The sequence below is a fragment of the Nostoc sp. JL34 genome, from assembly GCF_017114945.1.
In the GTDB taxonomy this organism is placed as follows: Bacteria; Cyanobacteriota; Cyanobacteriia; order Cyanobacteriales; family Nostocaceae; genus Nostoc.
In genome coordinates this window covers 92828-113027 of the sequence record NZ_JABXKQ010000156.1, presented here as the reverse complement: position 1 = coordinate 113027, position 20200 = coordinate 92828, and the positions used below count along the sequence as shown (strand labels likewise).

21 protein-coding genes and 1 pseudogene are annotated in these 20200 nt (G+C 41.1%); 6 read left to right on the top strand and 16 right to left on the bottom strand.

Annotation, left to right across the window (positions count from 1 at the left end):
• Window positions 1-517: 517 nt before the first annotated feature.
• A complete protein-coding gene (rpsU, locus tag HWQ44_RS28830; RefSeq protein ID WP_069073049.1) occupies window positions 518-697 on the top strand; it encodes a 30S ribosomal protein S21 in 180 nt (59 codons plus the stop codon).
• 270 nt (window positions 698-967) lie between these two features.
• Here rpsU and pth read toward each other — a convergent pair whose 3' ends face one another.
• The 5 genes and pseudogenes from pth to psbH form a co-directional block, all read right to left on the bottom strand.
• Entirely contained in the window at window positions 968-1609 is a 642-nt protein-coding gene (gene pth / locus HWQ44_RS28825) for an aminoacyl-tRNA hydrolase (protein ID WP_292725373.1), read from the bottom strand.
• Between the two features lie 33 nt (window positions 1610-1642).
• Entirely contained in the window at window positions 1643-1915 is a 273-nt protein-coding gene (locus HWQ44_RS28820) for a TatA/E family twin arginine-targeting protein translocase (RefSeq protein WP_292725372.1), read from the bottom strand.
• A gap of 36 nt (window positions 1916-1951) precedes the next feature.
• A complete protein-coding gene (locus HWQ44_RS28815; protein ID WP_292725371.1) occupies window positions 1952-2134 on the bottom strand; it encodes a hypothetical protein in 183 nt (60 codons plus the stop codon).
• Window positions 2135-2158: 24 nt separating this feature from the next.
• Window positions 2159-2266 (bottom strand): annotated as a pseudogene (locus tag HWQ44_RS28810) (formylglycine-generating enzyme family protein); the annotation flags it as partial.
• 570 nt (window positions 2267-2836) lie between these two features.
• Entirely contained in the window at window positions 2837-3040 is a 204-nt protein-coding gene (gene psbH / locus HWQ44_RS28805) for a photosystem II reaction center protein PsbH (protein ID WP_292725370.1), read from the bottom strand.
• An 85-nt stretch (window positions 3041-3125) separates the two neighbouring features.
• On the opposite strand from psbH, the gene psbN reads away from it, so the two are divergent.
• Complete coding sequence (psbN, locus tag HWQ44_RS28800; protein ID WP_094341799.1) at window positions 3126-3257, top strand: photosystem II reaction center protein PsbN; 132 nt, start codon at window positions 3126-3128, stop codon at window positions 3255-3257.
• Window positions 3258-3354: 97 nt separating this feature from the next.
• On the opposite strand, the gene HWQ44_RS28795 is transcribed toward psbN, so the two are convergent.
• Window positions 3355-6714 (bottom strand): alpha-mannosidase, encoded by a 3360-nt coding sequence (locus HWQ44_RS28795; RefSeq protein WP_292725369.1) that lies wholly within the window; start codon window positions 6712-6714, stop codon window positions 3355-3357.
• Between the two features lie 87 nt (window positions 6715-6801).
• Between HWQ44_RS28795 and HWQ44_RS28790 the strand changes: the two genes are divergently transcribed.
• The 4 genes from HWQ44_RS28790 to HWQ44_RS28775 all read left to right on the top strand — a co-directional run bounded on the left by HWQ44_RS28790 (window position 6802) and on the right by HWQ44_RS28775 (window position 11223).
• On the top strand, window positions 6802-8460 hold the full coding sequence (locus HWQ44_RS28790; RefSeq protein WP_292725368.1) for a hypothetical protein: 1659 nt from the start codon (window positions 6802-6804) through the stop codon (window positions 8458-8460).
• A gap of 174 nt (window positions 8461-8634) precedes the next feature.
• Window positions 8635-8931, top strand: a complete 297-nt coding sequence (locus tag HWQ44_RS28785) for a hypothetical protein (RefSeq protein WP_292725367.1) — start codon at window positions 8635-8637, stop codon at window positions 8929-8931.
• 343 nt (window positions 8932-9274) lie between these two features.
• Entirely contained in the window at window positions 9275-10243 is a 969-nt protein-coding gene (locus HWQ44_RS28780) for a bifunctional 2-polyprenyl-6-hydroxyphenol methylase/3-demethylubiquinol 3-O-methyltransferase UbiG (protein WP_292725366.1), read from the top strand.
• A gap of 59 nt (window positions 10244-10302) precedes the next feature.
• Window positions 10303-11223, top strand: a complete 921-nt coding sequence (locus HWQ44_RS28775; protein WP_292725365.1) for an alpha/beta hydrolase — start codon at window positions 10303-10305, stop codon at window positions 11221-11223.
• Window positions 11224-11482: 259 nt separating this feature from the next.
• On the opposite strand, the gene HWQ44_RS28770 is transcribed toward HWQ44_RS28775, so the two are convergent.
• The 10 genes from HWQ44_RS28770 to HWQ44_RS28725 form a co-directional block, all read right to left on the bottom strand.
• Window positions 11483-13324, bottom strand: a complete 1842-nt coding sequence (locus tag HWQ44_RS28770) for an RNA-binding domain-containing protein (protein ID WP_292725364.1) — start codon at window positions 13322-13324, stop codon at window positions 11483-11485.
• Window positions 13325-13364: 40 nt separating this feature from the next.
• Window positions 13365-13808 (bottom strand): type II toxin-antitoxin system VapC family toxin, encoded by a 444-nt coding sequence (locus HWQ44_RS28765; protein ID WP_292725363.1) that lies wholly within the window; start codon window positions 13806-13808, stop codon window positions 13365-13367.
• 2 nt (window positions 13809-13810) lie between these two features.
• Window positions 13811-14125 (bottom strand): hypothetical protein, encoded by a 315-nt coding sequence (locus HWQ44_RS28760; protein WP_292725362.1) that lies wholly within the window; start codon window positions 14123-14125, stop codon window positions 13811-13813.
• A 69-nt stretch (window positions 14126-14194) separates the two neighbouring features.
• Entirely contained in the window at window positions 14195-14524 is a 330-nt protein-coding gene (locus HWQ44_RS28755; protein ID WP_292725361.1) for a hypothetical protein, read from the bottom strand.
• Window positions 14525-14574: 50 nt separating this feature from the next.
• Window positions 14575-15345 (bottom strand): SDR family NAD(P)-dependent oxidoreductase, encoded by a 771-nt coding sequence (locus HWQ44_RS28750; protein ID WP_292725360.1) that lies wholly within the window; start codon window positions 15343-15345, stop codon window positions 14575-14577.
• A 272-nt stretch (window positions 15346-15617) separates the two neighbouring features.
• Complete coding sequence (gene arsS, locus HWQ44_RS28745; protein WP_292725359.1) at window positions 15618-16625, bottom strand: arsenosugar biosynthesis radical SAM (seleno)protein ArsS; 1008 nt, start codon at window positions 16623-16625, stop codon at window positions 15618-15620.
• Window positions 16626-16667: 42 nt separating this feature from the next.
• Window positions 16668-17633, bottom strand: coding sequence for an inorganic phosphate transporter (locus tag HWQ44_RS28740; protein WP_292725358.1), 966 nt, complete (start codon window positions 17631-17633; stop codon window positions 16668-16670).
• Window positions 17634-17648: 15 nt separating this feature from the next.
• Entirely contained in the window at window positions 17649-18617 is a 969-nt protein-coding gene (gene arsM / locus HWQ44_RS28735; RefSeq protein WP_292725357.1) for an arsenosugar biosynthesis arsenite methyltransferase ArsM, read from the bottom strand.
• Between the two features lie 183 nt (window positions 18618-18800).
• Window positions 18801-19475: a response regulator transcription factor gene (locus HWQ44_RS28730; protein WP_292725356.1), complete on the bottom strand. Its 675-nt coding sequence runs from the start codon at window positions 19473-19475 to the stop codon at window positions 18801-18803.
• A 193-nt stretch (window positions 19476-19668) separates the two neighbouring features.
• Window positions 19669-19956 carry a Mo-dependent nitrogenase C-terminal domain-containing protein gene (locus HWQ44_RS28725; RefSeq protein ID WP_292725355.1) on the bottom strand — a complete coding sequence of 96 codons (288 nt, stop codon included), beginning with the start codon at window positions 19954-19956 and terminating at the stop codon, window positions 19669-19671.
• Between the last annotated feature and the right edge of the window lie 244 nt (window positions 19957-20200).

Below are 20200 nucleotides of genomic sequence, written 5' to 3'. Positions count from 1 at the left end.
ACAGAGTTTGATCTTGCTCACGAGTTAGAAATACTCTTAAACGAGCGCCCATATATAAGTCACCTCATGTCGATGCATTCTCTGTATTTACTTATCTTTACATAGTCTGGTTTTTTTATGCCCACCTACTTAGCTTATGGAATTTATTTGTTGCTTTCGCCTCATTAACAGTCGGATATAAATTATTTAACGAGGGTAGAATCAACTTTTAAAATCTGCAAATATAATCATATTTTCTCATCTACATTAGTAGCTAAGATTACATTATTCACCAGTTCATCGTACAGCCAGAAAAATTTACTATTATAATTTTCCCATCTTCTCTATTGCCTCTGAGAGTGCATTATGCTACTTAGATTAACTTTTAGTTAAGTGCCGACTTCACGAGCGATAAGCACACATAACCCGCCTCAGCCAGACGAATAGCCTCTTAATCATGACTTTAGCTCAGAGGGGTTTTACTCAGGTTGACGGTAATATTAGAATGGAAACTATTGATGATGAGGAAAAGCCAAGAATGACCCAGGTGGTTCTAGGAGAGAACGAAGGAATAGACTCAGCTTTGCGTCGGTTTAAACGCCAGGTTTCCAAAGCTGGGATATTAGCTGATGTGAAATATCATCGGCACTTTGAAACACCGATAGAGAAACGCAAACGTAAGGCAGTAGCAGCTAGACGCACAAGACGTTTTAAATAAACCTATTTGGTTTGGTACTGACGTTGCTTGAGGTTCTGACCGCAAACAGGCAACAGATCGAGCGCCATTATTCTTACACAAATTAAGCAAAGTCTGCCGCACCGCCAATTAGGGTGGAGATGAGTTACTTTTCCTATACATAGAGAGCGTTAAGGGCTTTATCTTGGTTGGATGGAAGAAGCTAAAATCGCTAACCATCAACCAAAATAAGCGCCTTTAAACATCGGTTAGCTGCCTTTGGCAAGCTGATAGGGCAGTATTCATCCAACCCTAAGACTCAGAATTATTAATGGTGCGGCTATTACAAACATTCATCGCCTTTTCTACTCCCTGTTTGAGACTTAGTTCAAGACATTCAACTACGAACTGAAGTACAAGAGACATCTGCTGATTTTCGGCAGCAGAAAATCTTCCTAGTACATGAGAGATAGCACCGGAATCATCGTTATTAGCTGCATCTTTGGGTTTACCAATACCAATTCGCAAACGGGGAAAGTTTTGGGTACTAAGATGTGCGATCGCACTTTTCATGCCGTTATGTCCCCCAGCCGAACCAGATAAGCGCAGACGAGTTTTTCCCAAGGGCAAATCCATATCGTCATAAATCACCAGCACCGACTCAGGCGGCAATTTATACCAACTTGTCACCGCTTGTATTGCTTGTCCTGAGCGATTCATATAAGTTAACGGCTTCAGCAAGCGAATCTTACCTCCACCTGGGGCCATACCCTCGCCATATTCACCCTGAAACTTGCGGTTTTCTGCTAAGGGAATGCGCCAAGAACGGGAGAGAGTTTCTACAGCAGCAAAGCCGATATTATGGCGTGTTTGGTCGTACTTGCTTTCTGGATTCCCCAACCCAACAATTAGCTGGGGAATCACCAAAGCTTGTTGCGTAACAGCTTCTGTCATTTTGCCTACAGTCAATTGATATGCACCAGTCCCCTAGCTAAGTTGGGAAGAACTAGCGGTATCCTGCTCAGATTTAGCAGGGTAGATTTGCTTAGGTTCCAATTCAGCAGTAGTCTTTACAGCTTCTTCTAACTGTTCTGCTTCTTTTTGAAACTCCGTTTGAAACTCCTTAGAAGCTTCTTGGAAACTACGAATTGTTTTACCGACACTCCGACCAATCTCTGGCAACTTCTTTGGGCCAAAGATTAACAGCGCCACTACCATAATTACACCCATTTCCGGCAGACCAATACCAAATATATTCATTTTGTCTCCTGTAAACTATGGAACTACTACAGAAACTCACATATTATTATGTAGTCTACTCAATATTGAGAGTTGAGCAACTGTTCGGTTTGCACCTACCAAGCTACTCAACCCAGTTTGATTTTCGGATATCGTCACCGACATCACAGGTGTAGGCTGGACTCTTCGGTTGCACTCTCGACAGATTCCCACCTGCCGACTCTCGCGGTGAAGAGACATCCCAACCGCGCAGACAACACGAAAACCAATATTGTTGTTGATGTTGTCGCGCTCCGCCCTATTGTTGTTGTTGCGGGACGCGGAACGGCAGTTTTTAGGATTGTTGATCCAGGAACCGCCCCGCAGTACAGCATATCCCTGCTTATAATAAAGATTATCTCAGAATTGAGAAGTAAAATAGGCTGAACGCAATGCTATCAGACTTAGATTTTGTACTTGAACAAGTTGGTTTAAATCTGCTGTAATACTTATTCTAAGTAGTGTTTATACAAAACTATAGTTGATATTAGCAGTGCCAGTGAATTTGCGATAGTAGTTCAGCTTAAGCAAATCTAAGCTCTTTAGCCTGCGGGATTTTGCTATGTTCCTCAAGGGACTTGCAAAAAATAAATTATCCCAAATTATTTCAAGAAGGGGCGCAAGGATTTATATCATGTTCGGGTAAAGACTTATCATTTAGACCGCAGGGGTGCAGGGGTGCAGGGGTGCAGGGGGCAGGGGTGCAGGGGGCAGGGAGCAGGGAGCAGGGAGCAGGGAGAAAGAGATTTTCCTGATTTTTGCACAGATGCGGTAATCATAAGTAATTAACCGGACTTGATATTACGCCCTTTCTTGCCCAGTCGCAAATCGCAACTGACAAAAAAACCCGGAAGAACCGGGTGTAACTTAACTTGTTATCCAAACTTGATCGCTGTCTATCCGTTAGCGTGCTAAACTCCGCCAATCGACAAATACATCCTGAACCAATAGTGATCTATTGTAAAGTTGCAGAATAATCAGCAGAAACACGAAAAATAGCAAAATAAAAACTGCCATCACAGGGGTAGTACCCCAACCTGGAGCCACTTTCCCATACTCAGAGTTAAGTGGTTTCAGGATATCTCCCAACCTAGTCCTTTGTGCCATAGTTCACCTAAGATTACTTGCCAAAGCTTTTTTTAATCTTCTGTAATATTCTATAAGAATAGCACTCATAATCTATCCCTCAATTATGGAACCCGCAATAGTTCTTAGCATTTCCGTGGCTGCCGTGGTGGTTGCCATCACCGGACTGTCGATTTATACCTCCTTTGGCCCTCCTAGCAAGCAATTGAACGATCCCTTTGATGACCACGAAGATTAAAAGAGTCATTAGTCATTAGTCATTTGTCATTTGTCATTTGTCATTTGTCACTGGTCTGTGGAAAACCATAATTGACCAGTGACACAGCAATAGTGGCTCACTCCAGCCTGGAACTAATCGCTGGTATCATCTTGAAACTGGCGATTTTCCAAGGCTGTATCGTCAAGATTTGTTGCTGAGATGAGAATTCAATAGCAGAGGAACGCTCTAACAAATCTACTCTATCTCCTAGATTCAACCCTAAATCACTTTGCAAAGATAACTCGACTGTTTCTCCGTGACATTCATAACACCGCAGAATTAATTGCTGTGGGTCATCCTCAGATGGCTTTAAGGCCATCAAGATTAAATTTTCAGCTGATAAATCTAGGAAGCTTACCCCTTCAATAGTGCTGTTAGCCGTAGCGGGGCGTTTATCCTGTGCTGTTAGCGGATAGCTAGGGTTTAGCCCTTTGTCAGTGCTGGGTGGATTCAATATCACTTGCAATGGGATATTCAATTCATAGCCACGTCGTACCGTATGGGCTGATTCCCAGCTACCTGCATGAGGATACAAGGTATATGTGAACTCGTGAAAACCTCGGTCAGCCTCTGAGTCTGGCCAATTAGGACTGCGTAGCAGTGTTAGGCGGAGTTGATTTGGCTTGCTGTCGTAACCGTATTTACAATCATTCAGCAAACTGACACCATAACGATTTGGGATTGTATCTTCTGCTGTCAAATCAGCCCAACGTAAAGCAGGAACTTCCCATTTTGCCTGTTCTGCGGGGGTTTCTGGTTTAGTTGGGCGGCGAATCGCGCCACAGGGAATTTCATAGGTAGCAAAGTCTGCTTCCAGATTCAGAGGAAAAGCAGCTTTCACCAATACATGATTTTCTTGCCAATTAACGGTAGTAGCTATCTTTAGCAGAGGTGAACCAGCTTGCAGAATGTAGTCTTGGCAAAATTCTGATTCACCCAACTGACGCACCACACGCAGACGACTTTGCACTGGCCCTTGTTCTAACCACTGAATAGATTGAAGATTTGTTGAGGGTAACGGATGTTGAGCGTAATTGGGGTCTATATTCCATGCATCCCAATATTGACCACTGTCTTTAAAAGCTTGTAGTTGATTCCCCGCCCCACTCAAAACTTCTCGTTGATAAGTTTTATCAAAAACACTTGATAAATCTCCAGTATCAGGATCTATAACAACTCGCAAGAATTCATTTTCTAAAATCCAGTCTGCCAGGAGTGGGGGAGATGAGGGAGATGTAGCTTCCTGTAAGGTGGGAGATGAAGGGGAAAGCCAAAATATGCGGTAGCCTACGGGTGGAATTTCGGTGGCGAGAAATAGTAGCGTTGATGGTTCAGATAATTGGGAGACAAGCTGCTTTCCAGAAGTATCGTAAATCTGCCATTCCTCTGGCGTGGGTAAGGCTACAGAGATTACCTCAGAACGCTGCCAATTGAGAGAATTAAAAACGAAAATAGGCAAACTATTGGGTTTTGGTGGTTCTGATCGGGTAATGTGAGATGCGATCGCTAAAAGTGATGACTGTAATATCTTCGTTCCTACTTGTTCCACTTGCTGCCACTGGGGCAACGCATCTAAATAAACTTGGGTAATTGAAGAACCAGGTAAAATATCATGAAACTGTTGAAATAATACTTGCTTCCAAGCTGCTTCAATTTCTGCTTTAGGATATGTCACACCACAGCTTACAGTTGCCAAGGTAGCAAATAGTTCAGCTTGATACAATAAATTTTCACAACGACGATTCCAACGTTTTTGATCTGCGTGGGTAGTGTAGCAACCGCGATGAAATTCTAAGTATAGTTCGTCATTCCAAGTAGGGAATGAGGGGGCAGGAGAAGCAGGGGAGGCAGGGGAGGCAGGGGAGGCAGGGGGGGCAGGGGAGGCAGGGGAGGCAGGGGAGGATAGGGGAGAATTATAACTAGTACTTTCTGCCTCCTGCCTTCTGCCTGCTTTACTGATTTCCTGTAAATACTTTTCAGCCGTCGTGAATTCTAAATCTGGGAAGAAAGGTGACTTTTGCCAGCGTTGGGCGGTTTCTAACATATCACGGGTGGGGCCGCCGCCGTGGTCGCCGACACCGGGAAGCCAGAGAGATTCTGATAAACCAGTTTGGGTTTGCCATTCAAGAGCATAGGATGCCATTTTAACTGGGTCAATGCTTTGACCGATGAGTGCAGACATCAAACTAAAGACTTCACACCCGTCAGGCGATCGCCACCAAAAAGCCCCATAATCAAATTTAGTAGTATCATTCCACCGCAACTTCTGCGTCACAAAATACTCGATTCCGGCATTAGCGAAAAACTGCGGTAAAGTTGCACAGAAACCAAAAGAATCTGGAACCCACTCCACAGTTGAAAGCTTGCCAAATTTCTCCTGGATGTAGCGTTGACCATACAATAGCTGACGGACTATTGATTCACCAGCAATGAGGTTGAGTTCTGGTTCCACCCACATTCCGCCAACAACTTCCCAACGTCCAGCAGCTACCTGTGCTTGAATAGCCTGAAACAAATCCGGGCGATGTTCTTCAATCCAAATATAAAGTGCAGGAGTCGAATGACAGAAAATTAACTCAGGAAAATCTTCTTGCAACTTCAAAACCGACTCAAAAGTGTTTTGCGCCGCATTCCAAGTTTCACTCACAGGCCATAGCCATGCTAAATCTAAATGAGCATGACCCAACAGAAAAATTTTAGATTTTTGCTCCCCCTTCAAAAGGGGGGCTAAAATGTCAGATTGAATTAGGTTTTGGCGTAGAGATAAAAACGACTTTGCTAACTCTCCCTTCTCTTCCTCCGTTTCTACTGTGCCTCTGCGGTTTGTAACTTCCCCCACCATCGCCGCCAAAACATCCAGTTTCTCCGGCGCAAACCTTTCCAAATAAAGTTGCACCACAGCTAACTCATCAGCCACAAAACCCGGATCGGGATTATTATCAACAATAGACTCATAAACTAGGAGCGATCGCACTAAAGCACCATCACAATGTCCCGGACTCACTAACCGCAAAGCCACAGTAAATTCTTCCCCTGGCGTTACCCCTCGACTGAGAAGCACTCTAGGCGAACAATCAAATAAATCACCCTCCAGCACTAACTCCCCATTCACATAAATCTCAGCAGAATCTGCCCACCAAAGCAACGCTAGCCGCAAAGATAACCCAGCTAAGGGATAACCCTGTAAATTTTGGGGAACCACCAATTTTTGCACTAGCCAGAGCACTTTTTTCCCGCCTGTCCAAGCAATATGTTCTTTAGCATTCAACTGGACAGGTTGCCAATGAGACAAATCAGCAGCTACAACATCAGTAATAATCAGGTCAGATTCCTCGTATAGCCACCTAGACTGAAGATTAACTTGACAAAAAGAGCGCAATTGCTCAATTGCTTGTGAGAGAAATTTTGTCTGGGATTGAGAGACAGTCGGGGTCATATTTTCGCTAAGATGAGGTGTTGGTCGTTTTTATTATTTGGCGTGAGTCTCACAACTTAACAAGACTTGAACTAAAAAATTACTACTATGTCTTCTGGTTCCTCTGGTCGTTATCAAAGCAGACTATTTAACTTTGTCCACCAGCAATCTCGGCGGGTGACACAACAGTGGGAACACACCTTCCGACATTTACAAGTTGCCACTAAGTGGGGTGTGGGGGTATTACTTTACCCAGTGTATCTACTGTTACAGTCATCGGAATCATCCGGGAAAACGCTACACACCAAAGAACCACAAACTAGACTAAAGTTACAACCAAATGATACCGATTTTCAGCCCGAAACTCTGCCAAATGTTGATAGCCCCATTCAACATGTACTAGAAGCAGTCTATTATCTGTCATCTGATGAAGCCGCCTCTACCCCTGCAAAAACAGTTAAACCTTTCAATTTATTGACTGTTTTGGGAGTTTTTCGGCTGAAATCCGCTGAGAATAATTTTACAAATAACGCTAATCTGACTCAATCATCAAATATTACAAAGAATCAAGCCGGAAGTCTCAACCCTTCACAGTTAGAAAATGCCCTTGAACAACATCTTCCAATAGTGCGAGGAATTGCCACAAATTTGATGAATCGGAATTTAGTACTTGTTACTGCCGATAATGAAATTCTAGATATTTTGACACGCCAACAGCAGGCAAAATTAGAAGACCGAGTTATTAACGAAGTTGCTAAATACTGGGAATATTGGCGGTTGATTACAGCTAAAAAAGAAGCGCAGCTATTACCACAAATTGACCGATTATTAGCAAAACTTACTGACGGAAATCCACCCAAAATACCAGTTTTAGCTGAGGGGATACCAAAAGATTTACTTAATATTAATACAGATAAATTATTAGCATTTTTAGATATAGCCGTTGCTAAGTTGGAATCAAATGCTTTAGTCCCAGCACAAGAACGTAGCCAGGAAATTGTCCAAGTTGCCCAAACTCAGTTAAACATATTTCTTTATGGCAAAGAGCAATTAGCTGCTAGGGGAGAAATTGCAGCCAATGCTGATGGGTTAGAAACTCATACATTGAATCTTCAGGCTTTGATTGAGGCGGCGCTTAATTACTTCTTTGGTGTTGGTAGTAGAAAAACACTTGAGCCAACAACCAGTGATGAGCGATTGCCAGGTAAACTATTCTCATCACACCTAAGAAAAGCCTTGTCTAAAAGCCCTCAGTTGCAGAACCAGCATTTAACAGATGATCCTTGGCTAACGTGGAGTGATTTATTTGGGGACACCGAAAATGCTACTGACAAGCCAGTTCCACTTTTTCAAAGGAAAAATCCTGCTTTAGCCCCAAGTTTATCAGTAAGGCATTTTCCACAACATAATTTGAGTGTTAAACAACCTAAAATCGGTTCTGGCTTGGTGCGAAGAAAACAACCAACTAGTAATCTCGCCTCTAGTCAAAAAACATCTGGAAAAGTCGCTGCTGCTAAACAAACCCAAACTCGCATTTCCCAAACAAAAAGCGAGAGTCGTAAAGGGGAAATATTGCAACAGCAGTTTCACCAAAGCAGTCAAGTTGAGGCACAGCCAGACTGGATAGAAACCAAAGCAACCTTAACTGGCTATGAAAAGCACCCCTTAGAGCAACTTCTGGAATGGCTTGATTATGTTATGCTCTGGCTAGAAGAGAGAATTGTAAATATTTTTCAGTCGTTGCGGCGGCTATGGCAGGGGAAATAATACTAATTCGTAATTCGTAAAATATTATTTTGGTTTACAGCTTTACATCTGTAGGCTAATTTTGGAGAATTGATATAAGCTAATAGATATTTTTTAATAACCTATTATAATATTTACAATTTTTCAATTAAAGGATAATTTTGATTATCTATAAAGTTATTGGTGGTTGTCTAAGTGAAAATTATTGTTTACTGTAAATACTTCAATTTCAAAAATCCACTAGATAAACCGAAGATTGAGACATTTGTGGTAAATTTGCCTCAGATTCCTAAGATAGGTGAAACAATTGTAGTCGAAAGAATTTCACCCCAAAAGCAGTTTGTAATTATCTTTGAGTACATTGTGACAGCAGTGCAATTTAACGCTTCTAGGGAATCGGTTGATTCAGCAGATGCTCAAGTAAACGCATTTTTAAACCACTGTTGGGAGGGAACATCAAATTTCAAAGTTACAAACTTTTTAGAACAATAATCTATCACCACAATAGAGGATAAATCAATTCATTGTAATTACTCTATAGCTAGAAGCTATTTTCAGCGCATTTGGACGCAGAGCGATAAAATCTTGTAGTTCGCGTAGCTGAAGTACCAGAAAGGATCGCATGAATTACTATTCCCTCTGCTGACTGTTACCGGGATGCTCTCAGTCCGAGTATGACAGTTTGTAAATGCTGGTTTATTATTGTTTTTTTATACTTGTACACCCGACCGGATTTCATCGTAGTCTTGTTCAACAGCAGAAGGTTGCTCTAAAGTATAAAAAACATAGTAGACTTTAACTGAACACATAAAAAATAGATAATTAAATCTTTATTATGACTGAAAATCTCTCAAACAAATGTCCTATTTGTAGTCATGAAGGCATCCATATTCGTTCATTATCTAAAAATAATATTATGAGCGAATTAGAAGATTATTTTGCTGAAAAACCTCCAGAAAAAATTGAAATAATAGACTATGAGATCCAGCAATGTAAAAATTGCTCACTGGAATATGCTTTACCTCTAGAAGCAGGTAGTCAGTCATTTTACCAATGGGTTACTACTAGAACAGGTTATTATACAAAATCTAGATGGGAATGGTTTGCGGTAATAGAGCAAATAAATAAGCAAGAAAGACAAAATTCGATTTCTATCTTAGATGTGGGCTGTGGAGGAGGAAATTTTATTGAAATTGCCAAAAAACTTTCAAATACTCGTGTAGTTGGCTTGGATACAACTCCAGAATCTGTTGAGCAATGTCAGGCAAGAGGATTTGAAGTTTACTGTGAAACAATTGAGAGTTTTTATAATAAATTTTCTAGTGAAACGTTTAACTATGTATTGTCTTTTCATTGCTTAGAACATATTAGTCAACCAAAGCAATTTATTGCATCAATGCTTTCTGTTCTTAAACCGATGGGTAGTATATTTATCAGTACTCCTTATTCACCTATGTCGGTTGAATCAGATTGGTTTGATATATTAAATCACCCACCACATCATCTGCTACGTTGGAGTAAAAAATCTTACGAAGAACTAGCACATCAACTAGGCTGTGAGATAAAATTTTATATGCCATCTGCAAATTCTGTTATGGCAAGAACAACAAATAATTTTAGTTTATCTAAATTTGGAAAAAATCAAACAGTATCTAAGTTGAGATTATTCCAAGAAATAATAAAAAACCCTACTGTATTTTTGAAAATATTCTTTGAGCAATTAATGCGTTATCGAGTTAATGGAAATATCGCAGCAGATATTGTATTAGTAGAATTCCAGCTATCTTCAAAAATTAGTATATAAATTATTTAATATATAGGATTCCTACAGCTTGTTGTGAAAATACGTAAAAAATTAACCCTATGATTGACCGTAGCGATCGCATACTTTCTCATCAAGAAGGCACATTCCAAGGTGTTGGAGGAATTAATCTGTATTACCAAAGCTGGCATCCAGAGGGGAAAGTGCGGGCAATCTTAGCAATTTCGCATGGACTCGGAGCGCACAGCGATCGCTATGGTAATGTAATTGAGCAGTTGATACCCAAGCAATATGCTGTCTACACCTTAGACTTGCGTGGTCATGGACGCTCACCGGGTCAACGAGGCTATATCAACACTTGGAGTGAATTTCGCGAAGACTTGGGAGCCTTTTTACAGTTAATTCAGACTCAGAATCCTGGATGTCCAGTTTTTATCTTGGGTCACAGTTTAGGTGCGGTGATTGTCTTAGATTACATTCTGCGCTATGCCCAACAAGCATCAGTATTGCAGGGTGCGATCGCTCTCGCGCCAACTTTGGGGAAAGTTGGGGTTTCACCGATTCGGGTACTTTTAGGAAAAATGCTCTCACGAATTTGGCCCCGTTTCACCTTAAATACAGGTATTGACATCAGCGCTGGTTCACGAGATCAGCAGGTTTTAGCCGCATTTGCCCAAGACACACTGCGACATACTCGTGCTACTGCCCGTCTAGCCACAGAATTCTTTGCAACAGTTGATTGGATTAATGCTCATGCAGGTGATTGGCAATTACCATTATTGATTCTCCACGGTGGCGCAGACCGAGTGGCTTTGCCAGCAGGAAGCGACATTTTTTACCAACGGGTAAATTGCACAGATAAGCTGAGAATTGAGTATCCAGAAGCCTATCACGAGATTCAGAGTGACATAAATTACCGCGAGGTAATGGCTGATTTGGAAGATTGGTTAGAGCGACATCTAGCACCTGAAACAGCACAGTTAGGAAGGGGAAGTGGTGAGTTAGAGTTTCCCAGTTTTTAGCTTTCAGTACAGAGGCTTGATTACTCTATCGTTAAGCAATGCATAGGCGTAGCGCGTCGTAGCCCCAAAGCTTAAGGATATGAATAATGCAATATGTATGCCAAGGTGTAGAGAATTTATTGCATAGTCGCAGTTGATACGAATATTGTTGTAAGATTGTTGACCCAAGATGATGAATTAGAATTCAACAAAAGTCTAAAAATTTTCAAGGTTCAAGATATTTTTATCGCAAATACGGTGAAGTTGGAGTTGGTATTATTTACAAATCAAGCTTAAGCTGTATTGGCTCTTTCTGCTCAGGCTGCGGTTTTGCATCAGAGGGTTTTAAAGAAGTTACTTTTGAGTCATCACTTGTAGGTATATCTATATTTTGGGTCAAGGTTGTATGTGGTTTAGCATCTTCAATTGAGTCTAGAGTTACGTTGGCATCTTTGTTCAAGATATAGTAAGCACTACGTCCTCCAATCCCCATTTGGTGTAGCAGTCCTCGACGGACAAGTTTACTCAGTAAGTAACTCGCTTGACTACCATTGATGCGGCATAAATCAGCTATTTGTGTTCGTGTAATACGTTCATGCTTACTTATGTATTGCACAATCATCTGTTCCATCTGTAGTTCTTCAAAACCACGACGGCGAACGTATGCTGCTGGACGACCCATTTGGCGATAAACTGAGGCACTAAGATGGTACTCTCGCTGCCGTGCAGTCTTGATTCGCTCTACCAAACCATTCTCCATCAATTCTTCAAGGACGCGGCGAGCATTGGACTCTCCTTTTTGAGTCAGACGCCCTGCTTCAACGATATTTATTTCTCCTTCTTGCCTAAGATAATTGAGGAGTATTAGTTCATCCAAGATAAGCAGCCGTTTTAGTCGCCTCTCCTCAGCTAAAATAATTTTTACAAAATCTAAATCAGCTTTTCCACCAGGTAGCCGAACGATGACATTTGAATTGGTAGTAGCGGAATAATCTGGCAGTGGATGTCCAGTGCGTAATTGACCAGAATATATAAGTCCAATACCACGACCAGTACGTTCTACCAAACCTATTCGCTTGAAGATATCAGCGAGTAATGGATTTCTTGGTAAAGGGCCGCTAACTAATAAAGAATCCAATTGAATGCCTTCAACAAAACCTCCTGGATTTCTAATAACTAATGCATCATCGTGTGTCTGAATATGAACTGCTCCTATACGATTGTAATCGCGGTGGGTAAGTGCATTATTAACAGCTTCTCGAAATGCACGTGGATCATAAGCTGGAACACCTACACGAAAGAGGTCAACTGTTAATTCATTTTCTTCATTTCGCAAGCTAAATGCTTCCATAATGCGCTCAAAAACGCGCAATAAGGGCCAGCGATAAAATTCATTGATTGCAACATCTTGACCCCTTAACACTTGAAAAGCTACTTCGTGGGTCGGAACCTGCTCACTCAAGACACTTTCTCGTCCAATAACAAGTAAACCCGCAAGTGTTGGTACTAAATCATCTCCCCGTACAAAACCCAAAGCTTGTGCTAATTCCCGGTCAGATAAATCTTGAAGCGATATATCGCCACGATATTCAGTTAGCAATCGCCGGAGACGAACAAACTCAAGTGGATCGAGGTCATTCCAGGTAGTTCCAGTTATCAGCCGTGCTGTCACATCACGCTGACCTCGGTCAGCATACCAAGTATCTATTTCACTCGCATAAAGTGGTTGGCATTGAGGTTTTCCACGCGTATCTAATCGACGTATCAACGTTCGACCATTGCTTGTTGATACCAATTGCGGTGCAGTGGGTACGTTTATTACAGCCACGCGTCCTTCAGGCAAATCAATCATTGCCGTTTCTACCGACACCGATGGTGTTGTTTTACTTGCTATCAAAGCAGACAACAAACCTGGAGAAGATTCTGCAAGCTTTTGATTTAAGCCTGTTATACAGCCATCATCCTCCACACCAATAACTAGTTTGCCACCATGCTTGTTAGCAAGGCATACTACAGCATCTACCAATTCGTTCTCAGGTAGTGGTTTGCGATCGCTCTTAAACTCTACAGTCAGAGTTTCGCCATCACCTATGAGTTTTATGAGTATTTCTGGAGTTATCATGGCTATAGTATCCTAGCGATCGCATATTGAAAAATAACAACTACAGTGTTGTTGGATCAACCGCTACAATTCCTTCAGACGCATAACGAACGAAATCTTTAGTATTGAATGTCAAAATATGCGTCACACTATTTGCCTTCATATTAGCAACGAGACGAGCATCATGCACTTGGACACCTGACACACTGAATGCAACAACAAGCTTACGCCACTCAGGGTAAATAGCAGGCATATCAGGCAACAATGGAAAAAGGCGTTCAATCAGCCGCAGCAGGCGATCTGCATCTGTTGGTGTTAAGCCAAATCCGTTTTTTGTGGCTGGTCTTGTAGCAACATTCCAAAACTCAACGCAGTTTTGCACGGTGATTTGCAGTGTATGTCCATCGCGTCGCAGTTTTCGGATCGCAGTTCGTATCATTGGATGTTGTGGGTGAGTGCGATCTACAAAACGCAGTAGGATGTTAGTGTCTATGAGGTATACCACTGCTAAGGATGATCCTCATAAATACTCTCACGAGTTACAGCATAATCTGACAGCACTGGTAAATTTGACCCAACACATAGCGCAAATTCGTCAGCTAACTTATCTGCAACGACTTCAAACTCCTCATTGTTCAGTTGATCCTGTGTCTGAAGCTTTGCCATCAACTGAGCGTGTTTTCGTTCTTGACCTTTGCGCTGTTGATCTTGAAAGATTAGCTCTTGAAGATATTCACTGGCTGAACTATAACCGCCCTTAGCTGCTTGTTCCTCGACAAAGACTTTCATTGACTCAGGTAAGAAAATCTGAATGTTAGTCATAGCTTGAGATATCTGGTGGGCGATTTTATCTACTACGTTAGCATTGCGATCGCACCTTCAAATGTATAGTCAATTGTTTGTATTATCCGAAAAATATATTGCTGAGGATTGAGAGTTTTTTCCAACCAAAATAGGTTCTCCCTTTACTCCCCCACGGGTAAGAGTACAAATCTTATAAAGGTTTTCACACTCAAAGATTGCCAGAACTAGCTCTTTCCCTGTTTGGTAAGAGGATGATAAAGGTTTACCTACCTCGCATTCCATATCAATTTTGCGATCGCGCCACTGTAACTTCCAAATACGCTTTTCGGTTATTGGTGCTTGAAGAGACTGAGCAAGAGCACTATACACTTGCTCTGCTTTGATATCATCCTTGGCTACTGGGACAAAAAACTTCATAGGCTGAGGTTACAAATAACGTAGGTTTCATTAGCATCAGCGTAACGCAGTTACCAAGGCAATCTGCTCCCATCCCACGAGAAAAAGTGTCCACTATCGCCTTCTTGAAGCTGTTCGATGACAGCCAATAATTGGGTAACAGTGCGTTCCACTGAAAATAATTTTTCCGCAGGTACATTTCCCTGGAAAGGACGAGAAAGGCGGGTATCAGTTGTACCAGGATGCAATGTTACTATTAATGCTTTCGGACAACTTCTTTTATACTCAATTGCCGCAGTTCGCATCAACATATTGAGTGCTGCTTTAGAAGCGCGATAGCCATACCATCCACCAAGTTGGTTATCGCCAATACTGCCCAATTTAGCAGAAATAGTGGCGAACACGCTGCGTTCTCCATGACGAAATAGAGGCAATAAATGTTTAGCCAGTAAGACAGCACCAATACTATTTATCTGAAAGTAGCGCAGCAAATTTTCTGAATTGATCTGTCTTAAGCTTTTTTCAGGTTGTAAAGTATCTTCATGTAACAGTCCTACACAGTTGACTACCAAATGCAGTTTATCAACTTGAGTATGTATTTTTTGAACAGCTTCAATAATCTGTAACTCGTCAGTAATATCCATCTCTAAATAAATTAATCGCTCAGGATATTTGTCTACAAGAGCTATTAATTCTGAGGCCGATTCCGGTTGACGAGAAGTTGCATAAATTTTAGCTATTCTGTGATCTTGTAGCAATTTTTTCACAAAACCCAAACCAATACCTTGGCTGGCTCCCACAATCAAAGCATTGACAGGATTAATTTCATCGATAAAAGACATATCAATTTAGATAACTTGTGGAGATATTTGATATTCATAGCGAGAGACAAAATAAGCACCAACTTGTCTCTAGCTGTGATAACAGAAACCAAAGCCTTTATATACTGCTCTCAGGCGCGGACACGAATCATCGCAATCTAGACGTAAATAACGTTTACTAAGTGTTTGTGCATGTTCAACAGCCCAAGCCAGCAGTGTCAAACTGCAAAGCGATGTACAAATGCTGACTCTTTCTGAGAGATGTCGGGCCAGAAAAGTAAATGCTTTAGTTCTTAGAGCAAAGCGCCACCACAACTAGAACCACACCCAGCGGTACAACCATAGCAATAAGCAGCAGTTTGTACCTCACTAATCAGGTCTAAATTGCCAGCTTCTAACAATTTACCAACTGTCAAAGTTTTACCATTGCGAGTTTTTGCAGGCAAATTCATCATTTGGTTAAAGTCACAATCATATACATTGCCCAGATAGTCAATTGAAAGTTCATCCCGACACATTAAATGTTCAACTGTGCTGGGATTAAAATGCAACTCTAAAAACTGCAAATAATTGGTATATAGTTTTCTCCGTTCTAAATGCATTTTAGTTCTACCAACTGGTAGATTGGTAATGGTGAAGAGGTTGTTAAACCCAATATTAAAATGTTCTTGTAAGAACATTTTGTAATCTTTTTCTAGATTGCTCTGTTCAGGAGCTAAGGAAAAATTTTCCCCGTTGGGTAACTGGGGATTAAATACCAAGTCCAAAATTAGATTTTCGTCTTTACCATAACCGAGTTGGTTAAGCCACTGCAAAGCTTTGATTGAACTATCAAAAACGCCAGTACCACGCATTCTATCAACATTATCTGCTAGGTAACAGGGTAGGGAAGCCACAATTCTCACTTGGTGTTTAGCAAAGTATTCTGGTAAATCACCAAATCCATCTTCAAAATAAATTGTCAAATTAGACCGGACAATCACTTGTTTGCCAGTTGTTCTTGCTGCTTCTACTAATGGCTTAAATCCATAATTCATTTCTGGTGCGCCACCAGTCAAATCCACAATTTTAATTTCGGGAAATTTATGGATTAGTGAAATCAATTGTTCACAAATTTCAGGAGAAAGTTCTTCTGTACGTTTTGGCCCAGCTTCGACATGACAGTGTGTACAGGCAAGATTACAACGCCTACCTAGATTAATTTGTAAAACTGTGATACCTTTTTTTGTCAAAGGTGAATTGAGTTTGTCCTTAAAAGCTGTAACTGCTGTATCTAGTAGAATTTTTGTTTGAGTTTGCATTAGTTACTACTCCTAAAAAATTACACAAATATTTTATTTTTTCTAACCTTGCAATAATCTGTAGGTTATTGCACTAATAATTGCAGCAGTTGGTAAAGTTAAAATCCACGATAGTAGAATCTGATAAAAAACACGCGGATTAGATTTAGATTTTTTGCTAATTAATCCCACACCAAAAATAGAACCGACTGAAACTTGAGTGGTGGAAACTGGAAGACCAAACCGAGTAGCTGCAATGACTAGAACTCCAGTTACTATGTTTGCTGATAAGCCTTGAGTATGATTTATTGAGGTAATCTTTTCACTCATGGTTACTGCAACTTTTTGGGAGTTGAGTAAACCACCAAGTGCCATTGCGATCGCTATTGTGATCATTCCTCCTTGAATCGAGAAATACTCAATAATTAGAAGGAGTGAAACAATCTTAGGAGTATCATTTAATCCTCTAGCAAAACTGACAATTCCAGCGCTGAGAAAATGGCACGTATCAATCATTTTCTGATTGACTGGTAGATACCATTTGGAATTAATATAGCCAGATAAGCTGTAAATTCCTGCTCCTAAGGGAATAGCAATGATTGGACTGAGTAATAAAGGCAAAATAAAGGAAGTCCCCAAAGCGGCAAAATTAACTTGTAGTCCGAACACTACTAATCCAGCACCAACTATCGCACCTGTCAAACTGTGAGTTGTGGAAATGGGAAACCCCATGAGGGTGGCAATGAGTACAGTTAAACCAGTCGCGATCGCTACTGCAAGATGAAACTCTGGGGCATTAGCGATCGCATCAGGCAATAATCCTTTTCCAGAGAAGTTTTTTATTAATCCTCCTGCTAAAAAAGTCGCAGCTACTGCACCAGCAAAAGTTGTAAAAGTTGCCCACAAAATTGCTGTTTGATAGCTGCAAGTTCTGCTACCAAACAGCGTTGCTACACCTTTAAAATTATCATTTGCACCATTTGAATAGGCTAAAAAAAGCGTAGCTAAAAATAGACTAAGTAACAACATTTTGGGGTTTATAAATTAACAGCAACCACCACCGCCATAATGCCAGGTTGAATTGGTAACGATTATTTCTAATGGGTTGATAGCAGCAAGTTTAGCAGCGGTTTTATCACATACCGCAGCGGGAATACCTAACTGAAGTAGATGACCTGCTGAATCATCAAAGAAAGGTTCAGAACCAGCATAAATTGCTGTTTTACCAGTAAAAATGCAAGCACCATCTTCTGGAATGAAAACTTTAAAAGAGACAGAATCTAAACTTTCTAAAAGTAGACTTTCTTCTAAATTATAAGTCTGGGAATCTAGTAAGCGATAAGGACGACGGGCACGAATTTCAATTTGACCAAAACCAGCATTTATAATTCGTTCAGTATACTTTTGATATGTGAGCGCACCTGATAAACACATAGCTCTCAGTCGCTCATCTTGTTGAAGATGTGCTGGAATTGGACGAGTAGCAATTGGATCGCTCATCTGCAAGCGTCCACCTGGTTTTAATACCCGATATGCTTCTTTTAAAGCACGAGTTAAATCTTCTGGTTCAAAGATGTTGAAAAGGCAATTCTGTGCCACGATATCAACGCTAGCATCAGCAACAGGTAAATTAAAAGCATCACCTTCGCGGATTTCTACAAAGCTGGTGTCAAACCAAGGGTTTTCTTGAGCAGCAATTGCCAGATTACGTGCGGCTGCTTCCCGCATTGCCTCAACTGGTTCAACAGCAATGACAGCACTTGCATGGCGAGAAAAATAAGCGAATTGCAACGCCTCTAAGCCGCCACCAACACCGACATACAGCACAGTCGGTTGGTTTCCTAGTTCCGTGGGGTGAACAGTAGTGCCACAACCATAGTTCATTTCCTGCATTGGCAAAGGAATTTTCAATCCTGGTAGTTGCAGGGGCGTACTTTGCACACAACAAAGTCCAACTTGGGGGGTTTGAGCAACTTCGCGGTAGAATTGCGCTGCTGTTTCTAGATAGGTCATACCATTTTGGATTTTAGATTTTAGATGATGACAGCTTTGTGCATCCTAGTATAGTTGACTCTGAGTTGGATGAGTTTTTGCTGATATTGCCAAAAACCCCAAATCTTCCTAAGATGGAAACCTTTGTGGTTTGAAATTATTTGACAACTATTTTGCCCAATGCCCCATGTCCAATGCCCAAATTCAATCATGCAATGTGTAGCCAACACCACTCACAGTTTGAATGAGACATTTTTCGTTGTTGGCTTCAAGTTTCAGGCGCAAGTAGCGGATGTAAGCTTCAATAATATTGGCATCGCCTATGAAGTCGTAACCCCAGACTTCCTCTAAAATGCGATCGCAGGTAATTACCTGTCGCGGATGGGCCAGTAAATATTCTAGTAAATCAAATTCCTTAGCAGTTAACTCAATTAACCGCTGATCTCGGTACACTTCCCGCGTGCGACGATTTAAACTCAGGTCTTTAAATTCTAAAACATCTGCGGCAACTGCTTGGTGGTTTCTTCGCAGGTGAGCGCCAACTCTGGCTAATAATTCATCAACGCTGAAGGGTTTAACGAGGTAATCATCAGCACCAGCGTCTAAGCCTGCAATGCGATCGCTCACTTCATCTTTGACGGTTAATAAGATTATTGGCACTTTATCAATAATACTTCGCAGGCGACGGCAAATTTCCAACCCCGACAAACCCGGCAACATCCAGTCTAAAATTACTAAATCTAGATGTAACTCACGCGCTGCGGTGAGTGCAGTTAATCCATCGTAGGCAATACTGACTTGATAGCCTTCATAATTCAATTCCAATTCGACAAATCGTGCCAGTTTGACTTCATCTTCAACCAGTAAGATGTGCGTCATGATGATGTTAATGATTTCAGCAGGGTACGGTAAGTAATAATACGGTCTGGAAACACTGTCTTCGAGGTGTCAGCTACTTAATAGCCAAACATCTAATTAGGTGTACGTTAGCTTAGTATAAAGCTGAGTAAGTAACAACCGTAAGTATGCAATTACCGATGGCATCTCGATCAAAAAACGCTCCAATTAGCTATTAGCAATAGACTGTGACATCTTCACCGCATTCATCAGCAAGATAACAGAGCGCTTTAAAACGCAAACAAACAACTTCTTCGTATAGAGGATTTAATTTACACATTGGTGGAATGTGAAATAGCTTCCGACCAAATAGCGTGATGTCTCGCTCAAAGGGACATTGAGCAGGAATAGCTTTGCAGAGGAAATGAGCCAATTTGGAGTTATGAATTTCTATCGTTTCCAACCACTCGCGGACTGGGTGCAGTAGATCATTGTGTAACTGGACTTGAATAAAGCTTGTCATAATTTTTTACCTTGATAATTTAAACTAGATTGAGTTTGTTGTATTTGAACCTCTATAAATAGATACAGTTGGGTTCTATAGTTTTATGCACTCATTGCTCGTTATTTGGTTCTCTACAAAGATATAATGAGTCTTTAGGAACGCTTTTAACTACATATTCAACTGCCAAAATTCCAGATAATTTGCCAAAGTGAGGAAAAGTATTTTTTTGCCAAACGTTAGGCTAGATATTGCCGGACTGCAA

Bases quoted from the DNA above. Each gene is read 5' to 3' on its own strand.
- rpsU (WP_069073049.1), top strand. From the start codon at position 518: ATGACCCAGGTGGTTCTAGGAGAGAACGAAGGAATAGACTCAGCTTTG.
- pth (WP_292725373.1), bottom strand. From the start codon at position 1,609: ATGACAGAAGCTGTTACGCAACAAGCTTTGGTGATTCCCCAGCTAATT.
- HWQ44_RS28820 (WP_292725372.1), bottom strand. From the start codon at position 1,915: ATGAATATATTTGGTATTGGTCTGCCGGAAATGGGTGTAATTATGGTA.
- HWQ44_RS28815 (WP_292725371.1), bottom strand. From the start codon at position 2,134: ATGTCTCTTCACCGCGAGAGTCGGCAGGTGGGAATCTGTCGAGAGTGC.
- psbH (WP_292725370.1), bottom strand. From the start codon at position 3,040: ATGGCACAAAGGACTAGGTTGGGAGATATCCTGAAACCACTTAACTCT.
- psbN (WP_094341799.1), top strand. From the start codon at position 3,126: ATGGAACCCGCAATAGTTCTTAGCATTTCCGTGGCTGCCGTGGTGGTT.
- HWQ44_RS28795 (WP_292725369.1), bottom strand. From the start codon at position 6,714: ATGACCCCGACTGTCTCTCAATCCCAGACAAAATTTCTCTCACAAGCA.
- HWQ44_RS28790 (WP_292725368.1), top strand. From the start codon at position 6,802: ATGTCTTCTGGTTCCTCTGGTCGTTATCAAAGCAGACTATTTAACTTT.
- HWQ44_RS28780 (WP_292725366.1), top strand. From the start codon at position 9,275: ATGACTGAAAATCTCTCAAACAAATGTCCTATTTGTAGTCATGAAGGC.
- HWQ44_RS28775 (WP_292725365.1), top strand. From the start codon at position 10,303: ATGATTGACCGTAGCGATCGCATACTTTCTCATCAAGAAGGCACATTC.
- HWQ44_RS28770 (WP_292725364.1), bottom strand. From the start codon at position 13,324: ATGATAACTCCAGAAATACTCATAAAACTCATAGGTGATGGCGAAACT.
- HWQ44_RS28760 (WP_292725362.1), bottom strand. From the start codon at position 14,125: ATGACTAACATTCAGATTTTCTTACCTGAGTCAATGAAAGTCTTTGTC.
- HWQ44_RS28755 (WP_292725361.1), bottom strand. From the start codon at position 14,524: ATGAAGTTTTTTGTCCCAGTAGCCAAGGATGATATCAAAGCAGAGCAA.
- HWQ44_RS28750 (WP_292725360.1), bottom strand. From the start codon at position 15,345: ATGTCTTTTATCGATGAAATTAATCCTGTCAATGCTTTGATTGTGGGA.
- arsS (WP_292725359.1), bottom strand. From the start codon at position 16,625: ATGCAAACTCAAACAAAAATTCTACTAGATACAGCAGTTACAGCTTTT.
- HWQ44_RS28740 (WP_292725358.1), bottom strand. From the start codon at position 17,633: ATGTTGTTACTTAGTCTATTTTTAGCTACGCTTTTTTTAGCCTATTCA.
- arsM (WP_292725357.1), bottom strand. From the start codon at position 18,617: ATGACCTATCTAGAAACAGCAGCGCAATTCTACCGCGAAGTTGCTCAA.
- HWQ44_RS28730 (WP_292725356.1), bottom strand. From the start codon at position 19,475: ATGACGCACATCTTACTGGTTGAAGATGAAGTCAAACTGGCACGATTT.
- HWQ44_RS28725 (WP_292725355.1), bottom strand. From the start codon at position 19,956: ATGACAAGCTTTATTCAAGTCCAGTTACACAATGATCTACTGCACCCA.